This is a genomic window from Mesorhizobium sp. M1312 (genome assembly GCF_040318115.1).
Taxonomy (GTDB): Bacteria; Pseudomonadota; Alphaproteobacteria; order Rhizobiales; family Rhizobiaceae; genus Mesorhizobium.
On the sequence record NZ_JAMYLQ010000024.1, the window covers coordinates 38,532 to 55,949 of the forward strand.

The following is a 17,418-nucleotide window of genomic DNA, read 5'->3' on the forward strand; positions in this document are numbered from 1 at the left end:
AGAGCCTTGATCAGATCAGTCGTGCGCGGCACAGGCGCCGCGCTGCCCCGCCGCATCATGAAGAATGCCGATTTCGAAGGCATGATCGAGACGTCAGATGAATGGATCGCCCAGCGCACCGGCATCCGCCAGCGCCATATCGCGGCCGACGACGAGACGACGGCTTCGCTCGGCGAGGCGGCGGCGCGCGCAGCCCTCGACAATGCCGGCCTGACGCCGGCCGATATCGACCTGATCGTGCTGGCGACCTCGACGCCCAACAACACCTTTCCGGCGACCGCCGTCGACATCCAGAACCGGCTCGGCATGCATCACGGCTTCGCCTTCGACATGCAGGCGGTGTGCTCAGGCTTTGTCTACGCGGTGACGACGGCCGACCTCTATATCCGCGGCGGCCTGGCCAAACGCGTGCTGGTGATCGGCTCGGAAACCTTCTCGCGCATCCTCGACTGGAGCGACCGCTCGACCTGCGTCCTGTTCGGCGACGGCGCCGGCGCGATGGTGCTGGAAGCAGGAGAGGGGGCGGGCAGCATTGCCGACCACGGCGTGCTAGCGGCCAGCCTGCGCTCCGACGGCGCCCACAAGGACAAGCTGTTTGTCGATGGTGGACCGTCGACCACCGGCACGGTGGGCCATCTCAGGATGGAGGGCCGCGAAGTGTTCAAGCACGCGGTCGGCATGATCACCGACGTCATCGAGGCGACGTTCTCAGCTGCCGGCATCACCGCTGAGGATCTCGACTGGTTCGTGCCGCATCAGGCCAATAAGCGGATTATCGACGCTTCCGCCAAGAAGCTCGGGATAGCAGAGCAAAAGGTGGTGGTTACGGTCGATTTGCACGGCAACACCTCGGCTGCTTCCGTGCCGCTGGCTCTGTCGGTGGCGGTCGCCGACGGCCGCATCAAGAAGGGTGATCTGGTGCTGATCGAGGCGATGGGCGGGGGCTTCACCTGGGGCGCGGTTTTGGTTCGCTGGTAAGTGCCGAACTGACAGGTTCGGTCCTTGACCTTGCCGGATCAATTACTTAGGCTCTATCTTTGCTTGTATAGAGTTATGTTTTTGAGCTGATGGGGACGGTTCGCATGGGGGGAAAGACACTTACGCGCGCCGATCTTGCTGAAGCCGTTTATCGCAAGGTTGGCTTATCGCGTACTGAATCGGCCGAGCTCGTCGAAGCGGTTCTGGACGAGATTTGCGAAGCGATCGTTCGCGGTGAGACGGTGAAATTGTCGTCGTTCGCGACGTTCCATGTCCGCTCCAAGAACGAGCGCATCGGGCGCAATCCGAAAACCGGCGAGGAAGTGCCGATCCTGCCACGCCGCGTGATGACCTTCAAATCGTCGAATGTGCTGAAGAACCGCATTCTGCGCGCCCACCAGAACAGCAAGGCCAAGGGCAGCAAATAGCGGCTGCGCTTCAAAGCCCGGTTGAAAACGGCCGCCCCTTTTGACGCCGGGCTTGAATATTGTTTCATAAACCGCTGAAATAAGGCCCGATTCGGCAGAACAAGCCGATCGGAATGACTCTTTGTTGAGCATGACCTTGCCCGAAAACCGCTTCCCAATTTCGGGATCATGCTCCAGCGTGAGGATTTCGGCCATGGACAAGAGCCCCGATGCTTTCCGCACCATCAGTGAGGTCGCAGAAGATCTCGACCTGCCGCAGCATGTGCTGCGTTTCTGGGAAACCCGTTTCAACCAGATCAAGCCGATGAAGCGCGGCGGCGGCCGCCGCTACTACCGGCCGCAGGATGTCGAATTGATCAAGGGCATCCGCCACATGCTCTACGACCAAGGCTATACGATCAAAGGCGTGCAGAAGCTGCTGCGCGAGAACGGCAACCATTTCCTGGTCGCCATCGGCAGTGGCGACATGGCGGCCGTCGAGGCGATCTCGCAACGTCGGCAGGCCGATGCGGTGCCGCTGACGCCGGCGGCCCAGCCGCGCGGTGCCGATGACGAGATGCTGGTTGGCGAGCCCAAGGTGAAACCCAGCCGGCGCTTTTTCGGCCTCGGCAAGACCGACGACGAAGGCCCGGTGCAGCCGGGCACGTCGAAACTCTCGCGCGACAATCGCGCCTTGCTGCAGGAGGCGCTGTTCGATCTTCTGGAATGCAAGCGTCTGCTCGATCAGGTGCGCTAGCGCATGACCCCGAAAATCGGAATCGATTTTCGGAAAGGATCATGCGCAAGGTTAAAGTGCTACAGCGTCCTTTGGACGCGCGGCGCTGTAGTCCAAGTCGCCCAAAAGCAATGCCCTCAGGCCTGGCCCGAGGGTGCGCAGCGGTTTGGGATCGGTTTGGGATAACGACATGGATAAAAGAACTTAAAGCGGGTCGCATGAACCCCTTCAGACGCGACGCGCTTTAAGGGCCGACCGATCGCCGTCAGAAACCGGAACTGCTTCCGAAATCATGCGTTCCTTTTCGCAAAGGAAGGAAGCATGTCATGGTATCATTTTCGACCCTCTCCGACATCGATCTTGAAAAGCAGGTCGCAGCCCTCTCCAGGGAACTGGCGGCGCTAAGGAAAGCCGTGTCCAGGCGCGGCAGCGCCTATTACGAGGACGGGCGCGACACCGCCTCGGACTACTATTCGGATCTTGCCGAGCGCTTCAGTGAGGCTCTGCCTGCGATCAGGAGGCATAGCAGGGTGATAGAAAAGACAGCCCGCGATCACCCGGCGACAGCGGCTGCTGTCGGGCTGGTTGTGGTCGGGCTCGTCGCAAGCCTGTTCCTCAGCCGCCAGCAGAAAACGTCGCGAACAAGATCGAGATCGGCACGTTGAGACAAGAAAATGGCGGCCGTTCCGCGGCCGCCATTTTCGTCGATAACAGGTCGATCAGCGTGCGAGCTTGAGCTTGTTCTTCGGGCTGACCTGCGCGGTCTGGCTGCATTTACCGTAGACGGTGCCGTTGGAGTCGGTGGCATCCGTGTATGTGCCTTTGCAGTCGAGCTGCAGCACCAGGCAGTGACCCGCGCCCTTACAAACCGCGCCGCCGCCGCTCGGATGCGTGCCGTTGGCGAAGGCCGAACTCGGAACTGAGATCGAGCCGAAGGCCGAGACAACAATGGCGGCGGCGAGCGAAAGGCGCTTGAAGTTCGAAATATTGGTCATTTGAGCATTTCCTTCTCTGCATCGAGGATCGCCGTAAGGGCGTCCTTCTCGGTTGGGGATCGCCTTATGGCGTCCCATACCGTCTTGGTGCGGCACGGAGAGGAAAGGTTCACGTGTCGGTTCAAAAAATTCTTGCGGCGGGGCATCGCGCGGTTCGTGGCTCAGGATTCAGGCTTCGCCACCCGTCGATGCACGTGGCTGGTCGCTCCCGAATCTAGTTGGACCTGTTGGCAGCAAAAACCAACAAGAAGACCGCCTTTGGTCAAGAACCCTGGCACGCCAGCGGCAGCCGGCTAACGAGCGGACGGCTCGGAGCCATCGAACTTTTTGGCATCCGATCATTCAAAACAACTTGATCGGATGGCGTGTTCGTATGATCCACTCCGGCGTCGGAATCACGATGCCGTGACGGCATCTTTGGCGCTTGGCAAATCACCATCGAGAGGGCATTCTCTGCGCCGTCTCAGGCAACATCTTGATTTGATCAAACTCTTTAAATCCACGGAGTTGCCAAAATGCCCCAAATAGCAACAAGCGAAGCTTTTTCCGAACTGTCGGCGACTGAAGCTGCGCCCGACCACAGCGCCCTGAAGGCCATCCGAGAAACCAGGGGGTACAGCATGGAAGAGCTGTCTCTGACGTGCGGCCTGGCGATCGATGAAATCGCGGACATCGAGAACGGCAAGAATGCCGACCCGTCGAAGCTTCGGCGAATAGCTTCCGCGCTTCGGCTTCCGGAAAACGCCCTGATCAATACAGCCGTGCTGACGCAATCCGTGGAAAATCGACGACCCGTCTGATAGCAGCGCCACAAGACCATCCAGCCAGACAAACGAGTGTGATTCTGGATTTGAAGTTCCTGAATGCTGACGACGCCCCAACAGAGCAGGAACTTCAAATCCACCATGCTGGGCATTGGCGCGACGGCCGCCGAATTCGGTTGACCCGAACCGGGTTATCACGATACATCGCGACCGGTCCGGAGTGTAGCGCAGCCCGGTAGCGCACTTGACTGGGGGTCAAGGGGTCGTCGGTTCGAATCCGGCCACTCCGACCATTTCCAAACTTAGACTTGCCCCCTGAAAACCATCATGCCCCAGCCGCCGGCGCAGGCAGCGCCAGCGGCCGCAACTGCCGCTGGTGGCGGTATTCGAGCGCGATGGCGCCCCAGATCAATCCGAGCAGCAGATAGACATGGCGCCAGTGATCGATGTCGATGAAGGTGCCCAGCCCGATGTTGCCAATGAAGGCGACATAGGCGCACAGAAGATAGGGTTGCCACGGCCTGTCGCGCAGGAGAATGCGGAAGCCGGCTGATATCGTCCAGCAGGTCAGCGTCAGGAACGAGACGAAGCCGAGCCAGCCATAGTCCATCAGCATTTTTAGCCAGATGTCGTGTGTGTCCTCGCCGAAAATCGTGCCGAAGACGAGCGGGCCGATGCCGAGTGGATGCTCCAGCGCCATCTGGAAACCGATCGTGTAGCGGGCGAAACGGCCGAGGCGGGCGGTATCGTAGCTCTGTTCCAGCTGGGCACGGCTGGAAAACATCTCCGAAACGCCCGGCAACTGCAGAATGACGAGCATCGCGATGACCAGCAGCGAAATGGCGGCCATGGTCATGACGACGACACGCAGCCGGAACATGCCGCTGTTGCTCTGCAGGAACAGAGCGCCGGTAAGCAGGATCGCCGAAATGCCGAACATGCCCCAGGCGCCGCGCGAGAAGGAGAAGAAAATGCCGGCCGTGATGATCAGCAGCGGCAGCGCCAGCAAGGGCATGCGTGAGATAGGGCCTGTCAGCAGGAGATAGAGCAGGTAGATGCCGGGCAGCACCAGGAACGGCCCGAACACGTTCGGATCCTGGAAGGCGCCGGTGGCACGGTCGTATTTGGTGAAGATCTCCGCCCCCGGGAAGGCATGGAAATAGCCCGCTATCCCAAGCAGCGAGGTCAGCACCGCCGACATCACATAGGCCAGGAAGATCACCCGGTAGAGACTGGGTTGGACTGATGTCACCGAGGCAAAGAACACCGCGGTGAAGGCAAGGAACAGCGACACGGCGAGATAGAGCGGGGTGCCGGCAATATCCGATATCTGGGTCATCGAGATCATGCCGCCGATGTTCATGACCACCAGCAGCACCAGGAGCGGCGCCGCCGCGCGCGATATGCGCAGGCCGAACAAGGCCCACACTGCCATAAGCCCGACCATGTAGAGGTCGTATGGCGCCGGCTCGGCGATGACGAAGCCGGACAGGAAGACGCCGAGGAAAACCGCGCCCGACGCAATCAGCGCGATCAGTTTGGCGTTGACTGCAGCCGGCGGCAGTTCATGCGTGACTGCGCTCAATAGGCATTTTCCGTATTGAGCAGCCGGATCGGCGTCAGGAACAGAATCCTCAGATCGAACAGCAGCGACCAGTTTTCGATATAATAGAGGTCGTATTCCGTCCGCATGCGGATCTTCTCGTTGGTGTCCATCTCGCCGCGCCAGCCATTGATCTGCGCCCAGCCGGTAACGCCGGGCTTGACCTTGTGGCGCGCGAAATAGCCGTCGACCACCTCATTGTACAGAAGGTTGTGCGACTGGGCGGCAATGGCATGCGGGCGTGGCCCCACCAGCGACAGCGAACCGAAAAGCGAATTGAAGAACTGCGGCAACTCGTCGATCGAAGTCTTGCGGATGAAGCGGCCGACTCGGGTGACGCGCGGGTCGTTCTTGGTCACCGTCTGCTTGGCCGTCGGGTCCGCCTTGTCCGTGTACATCGAACGGAACTTGTAGACCTCGATGATCTCGTTGTTGAAGCCATGCCGCTTCTGGTGGAACAGCACCGGTCCCTTGCTGTCGAACTTGATGGCGATCGCGGTCACCAGCATGACCGGCGAGAATACGATGATGCCGATGATCGAGAAGACGATGTCGAAGGCGCGCTTGGCGACCGAATCCCAGTCGTTGATCGGCTTGTCGAAGATATCGAGCATCGGCACCGAGCCGATGTAGGAATAGGCGCGCGGCCGGAACTGCAGCGCGTTCGAATGCGCCGAGAGCCGGATATCGACCGGCAGCACCCACAGCTTCTTTAAAAGCTGCAGGACGCGCGATTCGGCGGTCAGCGGCAGCGACACGATCAGCATGTCGATACGGGCGATGCGGGCGAACTCGATGAGCTCGGAAACGGTGCCGAGCTTCGGATAGCCGGCGACGATGGGCGGCGAGCGCTTGTCGCCGCGGTCGTCAAAGATGCCGCAGATGCGGATGTCGTTGTAGGGCTGCTTTTCGACGGAGCGGATCAGGACTTCCGCCGCCGTGCCGCCGCCGACGATGACGGCGCGGCGCTCCATGCGCCCGTCGCGCGCCCAGCGCCGGATCAGCTTCGACATCAGCAGCCTGAGGCCGAAGATCAGCATGAAGCCGACGACGAACCAGGTGCCGAAAAACAGGCGCGAATAGTCTTCCGACATCTTCATGGCGAATGCCGTCAGCGCCATCAACGCGAAGGTGCCGGCCCAGACCAGCAGGAGACGGCCGAAATTGGCGAGCGGCCGCATCAACGAGACGACCTGGTAGCAGTCGGTGACGTCGAACAGCACCACTGCGAGGAACGAGGCGGCGGCGATCGTCAGCGGGTATTGCCAGGCGAGATGGCTGAAGAAGCCGACATAGTAGAAATAGACGCAGAGGCCCGACAGGAACAGCAGCGCGAATTCGACCATGCGCAGGACGCCGCTGACCATGATCGGTGACATGGTATCGCGCCTGTATTGCGACGCGACCTGACGGGCGACGTCGTTCATCCCGCCAAGGTTATCGCCGCTGGCGGGGCCGTCGAATTTGCGCACCGCGTCTATCGAAAAGCGGCGTGCGGGATCGATCTCGTTCATGGGTGCATCCGCAAAGCTTCCTTCAGGTGAATAGCAAAAGAGAGCTAAGAAACCCTTGAAACAACAGGTGGCTTTGGAGAAGCTTTTGGAGCTAACGCTTGAGCGCGGCGAAATAGGCCGTCTCGATCGCGGCGGCCATCACGTCGGCGCCGAATCGCGTCTCGAGGTCGGCGGTGTCGGGCATCAGGCTGCTGTAGGCTTTGAGGTCGGCCAGCGCCGCGCTCATCTTGTCGCCGAGTTCGCGCGGGTCAGGCCGGATCAGGGCAGGGGAACCGGCGCCGAAGATTTCCGGGATGCCGCCGACGGCGGTGGCGATCATCGATTTGCCGGCGGCGAGCGTTTCCAGAACGATGTAAGGCATGGCTTCCGCACGCGAGGGCACGATAACCAGTTCGGCTAGTGCGAAGGCTTTGCGCGCCGGCATCGGCGGCAGGAAACGCATATGGTCTTCGAGCCCGAGCCGCTTCACTTGCGCATGGTAGCGTGGCAGGTCGTCGCCGTCGCCGACCATCACCGCTTTCACCGGACGGCCAAGCTGCGCTCCCGCAAGGACCAGCGCATCGATGAAGATGTCCGGTCCCTTGAGGTCGCGCATCATGCCGATATAGAGGACATCGGCCGCATTCAGCTCGGTTCGCACCGGCTCGAACTCGGCGGCGCTCAGGCCGTTGTAGACAAGATTGTTCGGGATGGGCGGTTCGCCGACCTTCCTGCGATATGTCTGCCTTTCATAATCGGAGACAAACAGAAGGTAGTCGGTGAAGCGCGCCATGAACCGTTCGAGCGCGAAGAACAGCTTCCCCGTGGCGGTGGTCTCGTCATAATGAAGAGAGCCGCCGTGAGGCGAATAAAGGCGGGCTACGCGAGACCTTGATACCCGCAACAATGAGCCGAACAGCCGGGCATAGGCGCCACCCTTGGCGCCGTGCCCGTGGAGCACGTCCGGCCGCAATTCCTTGATGATCCCGAAGGTGCGCCGAGCCGAGGCGAGGTCGCCCGGCCCGACATGCCGCTGCATCGGCGTACGATGGATGCCGAGCGCCATTGTGCCCTTCATCTGTTCGAACAAATGTTCCTCGAAATCGCCGCCCGTCGTCGAATCGCAGACGATGCCGACGGCATGCCCGGCGGCGACCTGCGCCTCGGTCAGGTCGCGCACGTGCCGAAAAATCCCTCCGACAGGTGAGCGAAAGCAGTGGACGATCCTGAGTGTGTCCGCCACGTCGTCTAGAACAGGCGTTCGCGAACGTAGACCGTATCGCCGGGCAGGAGTGGGTCGGAGGTGGCCACGCGACCGGTCATGACCTTTCCGTTGATGTCGCGGGTGATGTCGACGCTTTCCTGGTTGGCGCGCGGGCTGAAACCGCCGGCGATGGCAATCGCCTTTTGCACGGTCAGGCCTGGAACATAGGAGTATTGGCCCGCGGCACCGACTTCACCCATGATGAAGATCGGCCGGTAGCGGTCGATCTCGACCGAAACGTCCGGATCGCGCAGATAACCCTGGCGTAATTTGTCGGCGATCTCGCCTTCAAGTTGCTGTGCGGTGTGGCCGCGCGCCGGTACGGCGCCGACGAGCGGGATGGACAGGTAACCGGATTGGTCGACGCTGTAGACGTTGGTCAATCCTTCCTGCTCGAACACGGTGACGCGGACCCGGTCGCCGGCGCCGAGGCGATAGGGCTGATCGAGCATCTTATGAAAGGCGGCCGGCGCCGGCCGGTAGCTGGAGCAGCCGGCAAGCAACGACACGGTGAGCAGCGCGCGGAAGAGGGGAGCAGTGCTTTTCATGGCCGGACACGTACCTTCGACTGGCCGCTGTTACACTGCGGCAAACTCTGGGGGTCGAGGTCCGTTATCGTCCCGTTAGGGTTAATGGCCGGTAAAGGCGGGCGGCCGAAGCGACGGCGACCGAACAAAAGACGGCCGGTTTTGATGGGTTTTATTGCCGCTTGCGAGTAAAACCTAACAGATGCTTACCGCGATATTAACGGCTGAGTTACCATAGTTGTTTACGGTGCGTCCTGACTAAATACCGGAGCAGGATGCATGTCCGTACAATCCGCGGCCGCAGATGTCGACGTCGATCTCAGGCAGCTCTTCGCAAGCCTTGCGAGGAATTGGCTGCGCATTCTTGTCGTCGCGCTTTTCATAACCGGCCTGGCGTTCGCGCTCACCTGGCTCGCCACGCCGCATTACCGGGCCGAAACACGGCTTTTGATCGAGACACGCGAGTCGGTTTACACGCGCCCCGACGGCACCAATGACAACGATAAGCCGATCCTCGACGAGGAAGGCGTGACCAGTCAGGTCGAGGTTATTTCCTCGACCGACATCCTCAAGCAGGTGGCGCAGAAGCTCAATTTGTCGCGGCTTCCCGAATTCGACGAGACGGCGGACATGCCGGTGTCGAGTCGTCTGCTCGTCATCGCCGGGCTGAAAAGCGACCCCAACGAGATTCCGCCGGAAGAACGCGTGCTGACGAAGATGCGCGAGAAGCTCAACGTCTATCGCGTTGAAAAATCTCGCGTTATCGTCATCGAATTCTCCTCGGAAAATCCCAGGCTCGCCGCAGAAATTCCGAACGCCATCGCCGACGCCTACATCTCCGTCCAGGGCAATGCCAACATCGAATCGAATTCCGCCGCAACCGACTGGCTGGCGCCGGAGATCGCCGACCTGTCGAAGCGGGTGAAGGATGCCGAGGCCAAGGTAGCAAGCTACCGCGCCCAGTCCGATCTTTTGATGGGCGGCAACAATTCGGTGCTGGCCACGCAGCAGCTTTCCGAACTGTCCAGCGAACTGTCGCGGGTGCGCGCCAATCGCGCCTCGGCGGAAGCGACTGCCGACAGCGTACGCAGGGCGCTGCAGAACGGCGGCTCGCTGGATGCGGTACCGGAGGTGCTGTCTTCCGAACTCATCCAGCGGCTGCGCGAGCGACAGGTCGAGCTCAAGACCAACATCGCCGATCTTTCCACCTCCTTGCTCGACAATCATCCGCGCATCCGGGCGCTGAGGTCGCAGCTTGCCGATCTCGACCGCCAGATCCGCAACGAGGCGGAAAAGATCATGAAAGGGCTGATGACGCAGGCGCAGACCGCTCAGGCCCGCGAAAACCAGCTTGTCGCCGACGTCAACACGCTGAAGGCCGCATCTGCGCGCGCCGGCGACCAGCAGGTCGAACTGGATGCGCTGCAGCGCGAAGCGACCGCCCAGCGGCAGCTGCTCGAATCCTACCTGACCCGTTACCGTGAGGCGTCCTCGCGCAAGGACAGCAACTATCTGCCGGTCGACGCCCGCGTCTTTTCCCGCGCGGTGGCGCCGTCCGAGCCCTATTTCCCGAAGATCCTGCCGATCGCCGGTGCGGCCTTCGTCGGCTCGTTGCTGCTCATGGCGATCGTGACGCTTCTGCAAGAGCTGTTTTCGGGTCGCGCCATGCGGCCTGCCGCCGGCGCCCGCTTCGAGCGGATCGAACAGGTCGCGATGCCGGTTGCCCACGAACCCAATCACGAACCGGCCGATATCGAGGACGTCGAGCATCGGGCGCCGGAAGCGCAGGCAGAGCCGGAAGCGGCTGCCGCGGCGCCAGAAACTGCCCCAGCAACTGGCGAGGACGTCAAGTCGGCGCGCCCCACCCTTGGCGAGGTCGAAATCGACAAGGCGGTGGAAAAACTGATCACAACCGGGGCGGCGCGCGCCATATTCGTGTCGCCGGAAGGCGACGAAGCGGCCGCCTCGTCGGTGCTGGTGGCGCGTGACGTCTCCGACGCCGGCCTGCGTGTGCTCCTGCTCGATCTCACCGCCTCGGGCGCCGCCTCACGGCCGATGCTGGACGGCGGGCTGTTCCCGGGCATTACCAATCTGCTCGCCTCCGAAGCGCAGTTCAGCGACGTGATCCACCCCGATCTCTATTCGGACTGCCACGTCATTCCCGTCGGCACTGCCGATCCGGTCCGCGCCATGCGCGCCGCCGACCGGCTGCCGATCATCATGCAGTCGCTGACCACCGCCTACGATCTGGTCGTGGTCGAATGCGGACCCGCCGATGCGCAAGGCATCAGCCGCCTTGTCGGCGAAGGCACCGAGGTCTTCCTGTCGCTGCTGGAGCCGGACGACGAGGTGGCGCAGGCCGCAGTTGAACTGATCGAGAGCGGCTATCCCGACCTGACGCTGGTGACGCCGGTCGGCTATGAGACGCCAGGAACGCCGGTACCCGGACGGCGCTCCGCCGCCTGAGACGTCCCGGAGGTCTCGGCAGCGGTCAGCCGTCGTCTTCGCCCGCCGCAGGTGCTGCCTGACCGGCCGTCTTGCGGCGCAGCATCTTGGTCAGCTTCCAGATCGTCGGGCTGTTCTTGACGAAGGTTTTCAGGCGCGCGCCTTGCCGCAGGACAAACACCAGCGCGCGGCCCTTGATCGTCAGCGGAAGCAGGACATCGAAATGCTGGGTCTCGATATCGCACCACAGCCGCTTGTAGGGTTCGTCGCCGACCGAGAAATCATAGACATCGAATCCCCTCTCGCAGGCTTCCTCGATGTTGTCGAAAAACAGGAAGTCGCCGGGGCTGGCATGGGCGACGTCGTCGTCGGCGATCGCTCCGAACTCGCAGATCAGGCGTTTTCCCGAGCGGCTCGATCCGGTGACGGCGCGAAGCTTGCCGGCGACTTCGAGCCCGTGCAGCACGAAGGACGGCTTGTCGTCGGAAAGCGCTTCGACGAACAACGCGCGGAAGAAAGCACGAACCTCCGGCTCACCGAAGACGTTGGCGATGCCCATCTTACGGAAGCGGAACTCCTTCATCTCGAAAAACGCATCGAGCAGTCTGTTCACCTCGTCCGCTGTCTGGGCCTCGATGCGGCGGCGGCTGCCGACGGCTTCGAACTTTCGCGCCTGCGAGCGGTGCCTCTTGCGCCTGCGCTTGCCGCTCGCGCGGGAGAGCAATGCATCAAAACCTCCCGCCAAGTCGACGGCCAGCGACAGGTTGGGGCTTGGATAATTCGGGAGGGATAGAAGCGGATTGGCAATGCCGTCGAGATCGGGCAGCAGCCGTTCCAGTGCGACGAGGTCGATGTCCGGCCGCGCCCTGGCGATCGCCGCCAGCATCGAGCCGATTGCCGCGCCATCCGCCCTGGTCAGCCAAGATGGGTCGGCGGCGGCGAAATTGCCGTTGGCATGGCGGCCGCCCATGAGACGGGCGACGCGGAACGGACCGCGGCTGGTGACTTCCAGCGCCAACGAAAAAGCCGGGCGGCCTTCAGCGCTCAGCGTCGCCAAAATGGTGTCCGCTTCGGCATATCTGGCCCAGTTCAGGATCCAGGCCGGGCTTTGCGCCGGCGCGAACAGCGCCGAACGGCAGAACTTGGCATAGGCCGCAAGTGCCGCATCGTCGGAGACCGAGACCGACAGGCCAGCATGATCCGCAGGCAACGCACGCGGCGCCGCTTCCATTGCTTCGAGCCGACTGCCGTCAAATGACGCGGTGGCGTCAACCATACCTCAATCCTTTAGGGCGTATTCACCGCGATTGGGGCGCGCGTAGGCGCAATCCGTGCTTGGATGAGCCTAGGCGCAAAAGGTGAATGAATGATCGACGGGGGCGAGGCAATCCGGAAATTGGCGCTCAACGTCGTCCGCTATACCGGTCTTGCCCCGCTGGCCAAGCCGTTTGTCGGCGGCATCGGCGCCATCCTGATGCTGCATCGGGTCACCGCTACGCCGGAAAAACCTGATAGCGTCAACCGGCATCTCAACATCGCGCCTGAGTTCCTCGACGCCGTGATCGTCGACATGAAGGCGCACGGCTATACATTCGTCACGCTGGACGAGGCGATCGAACGCATCAAGGCCGGCGGCAAGGGCGGCCAGTTCGCGGCGATCACCGCCGACGACGCCTACCGCGACAACATGACCGAGGCCCTGCCGGTACTGGAAAAGCACGGCGCGCCGGTTACCATCTATGTCGCGCCGGGGCTGATAAACGGCGCCGCCGATCTATGGTGGGAGGTGGCCGAGGACATCGTCAGCGCGCGGGACCGGTTGAGTCTGGCAACACCGAACGGTCCGATGACGATCGACTGCTCGACCCCGGGCAAGAAACTCCAGGCCTTTGCGCACCTGCACGACTATCTGACGCTGGAGGTCCGCGAGGAGGATCAGCGCGCGGTGCTGCGCGAATTGGCGCGGTCGAACGGAATCGAATTGGACGCGCGCCAGAGCACTTTGATGAACTGGGACGAGATCCGCATCATGGCAGGGCATCCGCTGGTGACGATCGGCGCGCACACCGTCAATCATCGCAATCTGAAGCGGCTTCCGGAAACCGATGCGCGGCACGAGGTCGACGACGTCAGGCGCATATTGCAGGCCGAACTCGGCGAGGAGCCGCGCCATTTCGCCTATCCCTATGGCTATGCCAGCGCCGTTAGCGACCGCGAAGTCGGCTTTGCCCGCGATGCCGGCTATGCCTCGGCGGTGACGACGCGCCACGGCGTGCTGCGCGCCGAACACGCCGGCTTCCTGCAAGCGCTGCCGCGTATTTCGGTCAACGGTCGCTATCAAAGCGTTGCCCATATCCGCACGATGCTGTCGGGTGTGACGACGCCGCTGGCCAATGCCGGCAAGATGCTTGTCACCATCTAGTGGTGAAAGTCTGACACTTGGTACCGGTGGACGGCAAGAACCGACCCCTTGCGGGCCATCCCTGATGGCAGGTCAAGGGAACGTCGTGACCCTTTGCGACCTTGGCGCGGGCGTGGTTTAAGGACAGCTGTGGGGATCTGCCGTTCGTTCCAGCGATCTGAAATTCGGCAGGGTTCAAAAGACCGGACGGTTGATCGCCTACCTCGCTAACACGCCAGCCGCCAGAAGCCCGCCGGCCACAACTTCCATGACGTTGCATGGGACCCCCGTTTGTGGAAGTCTGCCGGACTGTTGGCGAAGGAGCCCTCCGGCGTCTCCACCGCGGAAGTGGGACATGGACATTGAGGAGTGGCTGCGCAGCTTAGGGCTGCAGCAATACGGCACGGCCTTTCGTGAGAACAACGTCGAGGCCGAAGTCCTCCTGCGGCTGACGGCCGAGGATCTCAAGGACATCGGCGTCAGTTCGGTAGGGCACCGCCGGAAGCTTCTAGAGGCTATCGCCGAGCTGCGGGAAAGTTCCTCGGCAATCTCAGCTGAAGGTGTCAAAGCGTTGACTCAAGTCGCTGAACTTGCGTCGGCACCCCCAACCGGTGCCGAGCGGCGGCAGCTGACCGTGATGTTCGCTGATCTGGTCGGCTCCACCGCGATTTCGGCTCGGGTCGATCCCGAGGAGATGAGTGAGATCATCCGAGGCCACCAGAATTGTTGCGCAGGCGAGATTACTCGCTTCGAGGGACACATTGCGAAATTCATGGGCGATGGTGTGCTGGCATATTTCGGCTGGCCACGGGCGCATGAAGATGATGCCGAGCGGGCGGTGCGCGCAGGCTTGGCGGTTGCCAGTTCAGTGGCGCAACTGCGGGCGCCGGATGGCAAGCCGCTTGCGGGCCGGGTGGGGATCGCGACGGGTCTCGTGGTGGTCGGTGAGCTTATCGGCGACAAGGAAGCGCGCGAGCGGGCGGTGGTCGGCGAGACGCCGACCTTGGCCTCGCGACTGCAGGACTTGGCCCGACCTGGCAGCGTAATTGTCGCCGAGAGCACACGACATCTGCTGGGCGATTTGTTCGAGTTGGAGGATCTGGGACCACAGGTTCTGAAGGGCTTCGAAACGGCCTTGAAAGCCTTTTCCGTCAGAGGCGAGGGCCGGGCCGAAAGCCGCTTCGAGGCATTCCACACCGGCGCGCTGACGAAGCTCATTGGCCGCGAGCAGGAGCTGGCTCTGCTTCTGGAACGCTGGTCGCGGGCGGAGGACGGTGAAGGACAGGTGATCCTCCTCTCCGGGGAGCCGGGGATTGGCAAGTCGCGCATTGTGCGCGCCCTGCGCGAGCAGTTGGCCAACGAATCGTACATCCCGCTCAGCAATTACTGCTCGCCGTACCACACCAACAGTGCGCTTTATCCGGTGGTCGGACTTTTGGAGCGGGCGGCGCATTTCGACCGTGATGACAGCGCAGAGATGAAGCTCGATAAACTTGAAACTCTGCTCGCTCGGGGCGGAGAGCAGGACCGGGAGGCGGCGCAAGTGCTGACCGTTCTGCTTGCGATCCCAACTGAAACACGCTACCCGCCAATCGATCTGCCGCCACAGCGCATCAAGCAGCGCACACTGGAAATCTTGGTCGAGCAGCTCGCCGGCCTCGCCAAGCAGAAGCCTGTGTTGGCCGTATACGAGGATGTGCATTGGATCGATCCTTCGACACTAGAGCTGCTGGGCTTGGTAATTGAGCGGGTCCAGCGTCTGCCGGCACTGGTTCTGATCACCTTCCGGCCGGAATTCAGCCCACCCTGGACCAGCCATGCCCATGTGACCCAGCTCTCGCTTTCTCGTCTCACGCGACGGCACGGCGCAGCCGTGGCTCTCCGCGTTACCGGCGGCAAGGCGCTACCGCGCGAGGTTCTGGACCAGATCATGGCGCGAACTGACGGGGTTCCGCTATTCGTTGAGGAGCTGACCAAGACAGTCCTGGAATCAGGCCTTTTGCGGGAGGTCGGCAATCATTTCGAGTTGACCGGAACTCTCCCGCCGCTGGCAATCCCGGCTACGCTGCACGACTCGCTAATGGCACGCCTCGATCACCTGGCGCCGGTCAAGGAGGTGGCGCAGATCGGGGCTGTAATCGGCCGCGAATTCTCGCACGATCTGCTGGCCGCCGTGGCGCCGCACGACGAAGACAAACTGCAGGACGCTTTGGCCCAGCTCTGCAGGTCCGAGCTGATCTATTGCCGCGGTGCGCAGCCGGAAGCGACCTACAGCTTCAAGCATGCGCTCGTGCAGGATGCGGCGTATTCCAGCCTTCTTAAAACTCGGCGGCAGCAGATGCACGCGCGCATCGCCGCGGCTCTTGAAGAGCGTGTGGCAGCGGGTTCCGAGGCTTTGCCGGAGATCATTGCCCATCACTGCACCGAGGCAGGCCTCAGCGAACGGGCAGTCAGCTACTGGTGGCAAGCCGCGCAATCGGCAATCCAGCGCTCTGCAATTTTGGAGTCGATCGCACACCTGGAAAATGGGCTAAGACTTGTCCGCACGCTACCTGACACTCAGGAGCGCGTCCGCCTGGAGCTGGATATGCAGGTGGCGTTGGGAACCGCCTTTATGGCGGCCAAAGGTTGGTCGTCGCCGGCCACCGCAGCGGCGTTCGCCCGAGCCGAGGAGTTGTGCGAGCGAGTGGACGACATCACTCTGCGCAGCGTGGCCGATTACGGTCGGTATCTCGTCTATCTTCTGCGTGGTCAACTCGATGCTGCACTGGCAACGACGACATCGATGCTGCGCAGGGCGGAATGCGACTGCGATCGGGCCACAATCATGATCGCACACCGGTGCGTCGGCATCACGTCGGTGCACCGGGGAGATTTTGATGCCGGACGCAAGCATATGGAGGCGTCGTTGGCGCTGTACGATCCGAACGAGCACGCCGCGCTTGCCTATCGATTCGCCTATGATCCCCGTATCGCAAACCTTTGCTATATCGCCCACGCGCTGCTGCACCTCGGTTATCCCGATCAAGCATTCGAGAAATACGTCGAGTTGTTGCAGGCTATAAGACACCACCGGCATAGTCCATCCGCGGCGTTCGGCCTGTTCCAATCGGCCCTGTTTTGCACTTATTCGAGAGATCTCGGCGCCTATAAGCGTGACAGCAACTTTGGCGCGGATGAGGCCATAGTCGACGAACTGATCTCAATCAGTACGGAGCACGGTTTCTCACTTTGGCGTACAGCAGGGGTCATTCTCAAGGGTTGGGTTCTGATCCAGGCGGGTGAGTCGGATAGCGGTCTTGCTCAAATGCGTGACGGCATAGTCGAATGGCGTGGGCACGACGCGAAGCTTTTTGTGCCACGCTGGCTGCTCATGCTCGCCGGCGCCCTCAGCAGGCTTGGCAACCCACGCGCGGCACTCGACAGGATCGAGGAAGGGCTCGCATTGATCACCGAGACCAACGAGCGGTGGAACGAAACTGAGTTGCACCTCCGCAAGGGCGAACTGCTCCTGGACTTGAATGCCCACGAGAAGGCCGAGGCTTCCTTCCTGCACGCGCTTACCGTGGCCCAACATCAACGCGCCAAGCTTTGGGAGCTGCGAGCCGCCACATCTCTTGCCCGACTCTGGGCCCAGGGAAACGAGCGGCAAAGGGCTCACGACCTTCTCGCACCGGTTTGCGACTGGTTCACAGAGGGCTTCGCAACGCCGGACATCAAGGAAGCGAGGACATTTCTCGATCTTGTAGAATCCTGATCTGCCGTTTTGGACAATCTGCTGCAGTCAACAACCTCGGGGAGGAGA

The 17,418-nt window shown here is 61.9% G+C and carries 14 protein-coding genes and 1 tRNA gene; 8 read left to right on the forward strand and 7 right to left on the reverse strand.

Annotation, left to right across the window (positions count from 1 at the left end; translation table 11 throughout):
* The first annotated feature begins 6 nt into the window (after window positions 1–6).
* The 4 genes from NKH36_RS24170 (at window position 7) to NKH36_RS24185 (ending at window position 2,786) form a co-directional block, all read left to right on the forward strand.
* Complete coding sequence (locus tag NKH36_RS24170) at window positions 7–978, forward strand: beta-ketoacyl-ACP synthase III (RefSeq protein WP_352960908.1); 972 nt, start codon at window positions 7–9, stop codon at window positions 976–978.
* A 104-nt stretch (window positions 979–1,082) separates the two neighbouring features.
* Window positions 1,083–1,406 (forward strand): integration host factor subunit alpha, encoded by a 324-nt coding sequence (locus NKH36_RS24175; RefSeq protein WP_095485783.1) that lies wholly within the window; start codon window positions 1,083–1,085, stop codon window positions 1,404–1,406.
* 193 nt (window positions 1,407–1,599) lie between these two features.
* Window positions 1,600–2,142, forward strand: coding sequence for a MerR family transcriptional regulator (locus tag NKH36_RS24180; protein WP_065008065.1), 543 nt, complete (start codon window positions 1,600–1,602; stop codon window positions 2,140–2,142).
* Between the two features lie 305 nt (window positions 2,143–2,447).
* Window positions 2,448–2,786, forward strand: coding sequence for a hypothetical protein (locus NKH36_RS24185; RefSeq protein WP_065008066.1), 339 nt, complete (start codon window positions 2,448–2,450; stop codon window positions 2,784–2,786).
* A 54-nt stretch (window positions 2,787–2,840) separates the two neighbouring features.
* On the opposite strand, the gene NKH36_RS24190 is transcribed toward NKH36_RS24185, so the two are convergent.
* Window positions 2,841–3,116 (reverse strand): hypothetical protein, encoded by a 276-nt coding sequence (locus NKH36_RS24190; RefSeq protein WP_077371854.1) that lies wholly within the window; start codon window positions 3,114–3,116, stop codon window positions 2,841–2,843.
* 395 nt (window positions 3,117–3,511) lie between these two features.
* Window positions 3,512–4,078, reverse strand: a complete 567-nt coding sequence (locus tag NKH36_RS34900; RefSeq protein ID WP_502912105.1) for a hypothetical protein — start codon at window positions 4,076–4,078, stop codon at window positions 3,512–3,514.
* 18 nt (window positions 4,079–4,096) lie between these two features.
* Here NKH36_RS34900 and NKH36_RS24200 point away from each other — a divergent pair.
* Window positions 4,097–4,173, forward strand: a tRNA-Pro gene (locus tag NKH36_RS24200).
* Between the two features lie 32 nt (window positions 4,174–4,205).
* Here the strand turns inward: NKH36_RS24200 and NKH36_RS24205 are convergent.
* The 4 genes from NKH36_RS24205 to NKH36_RS24220 form a co-directional block, all read right to left on the reverse strand.
* A complete protein-coding gene (locus NKH36_RS24205) occupies window positions 4,206–5,465 on the reverse strand; it encodes an O-antigen ligase family protein (protein WP_352960914.1) in 1,260 nt (419 codons plus the stop codon).
* Window positions 5,462–6,997, reverse strand: a complete 1,536-nt coding sequence (locus NKH36_RS24210) for an undecaprenyl-phosphate glucose phosphotransferase (protein WP_352960916.1) — start codon at window positions 6,995–6,997, stop codon at window positions 5,462–5,464. Before NKH36_RS24210 ends, NKH36_RS24205 begins: the two co-directional genes overlap by 4 nt.
* A 91-nt stretch (window positions 6,998–7,088) precedes the next feature.
* Window positions 7,089–8,219, reverse strand: coding sequence for a glycosyltransferase family 4 protein (locus tag NKH36_RS24215; protein WP_352960917.1), 1,131 nt, complete (start codon window positions 8,217–8,219; stop codon window positions 7,089–7,091).
* Window positions 8,220–8,224: 5 nt separating this feature from the next.
* Window positions 8,225–8,788 (reverse strand): polysaccharide biosynthesis/export family protein, encoded by a 564-nt coding sequence (locus NKH36_RS24220; RefSeq protein ID WP_352960918.1) that lies wholly within the window; start codon window positions 8,786–8,788, stop codon window positions 8,225–8,227.
* Window positions 8,789–9,046: 258 nt separating this feature from the next.
* Between NKH36_RS24220 and NKH36_RS24225 the strand changes: the two genes are divergently transcribed.
* Entirely contained in the window at window positions 9,047–11,233 is a 2,187-nt protein-coding gene (locus NKH36_RS24225; protein ID WP_352960920.1) for a GumC family protein, read from the forward strand.
* A 25-nt stretch (window positions 11,234–11,258) separates the two neighbouring features.
* On the opposite strand, the gene NKH36_RS24230 is transcribed toward NKH36_RS24225, so the two are convergent.
* Window positions 11,259–12,488: a GNAT family N-acetyltransferase gene (locus NKH36_RS24230; RefSeq protein WP_352960921.1), complete on the reverse strand. Its 1,230-nt coding sequence runs from the start codon at window positions 12,486–12,488 to the stop codon at window positions 11,259–11,261.
* Window positions 12,489–12,578: 90 nt separating this feature from the next.
* On the opposite strand from NKH36_RS24230, the gene NKH36_RS24235 reads away from it, so the two are divergent.
* The gene (locus NKH36_RS24235; protein ID WP_352960923.1) at window positions 12,579–13,634 is read left to right on the forward strand and encodes a polysaccharide deacetylase family protein; all 1,056 of its coding nucleotides are present in this window, start codon (window positions 12,579–12,581) and stop codon (window positions 13,632–13,634) included.
* Between the two features lie 334 nt (window positions 13,635–13,968).
* A complete protein-coding gene (locus NKH36_RS24240; RefSeq protein ID WP_352964877.1) occupies window positions 13,969–17,370 on the forward strand; it encodes an AAA family ATPase in 3,402 nt (1,133 codons plus the stop codon).
* Window positions 17,371–17,418: the final 48 nt, after the last annotated feature.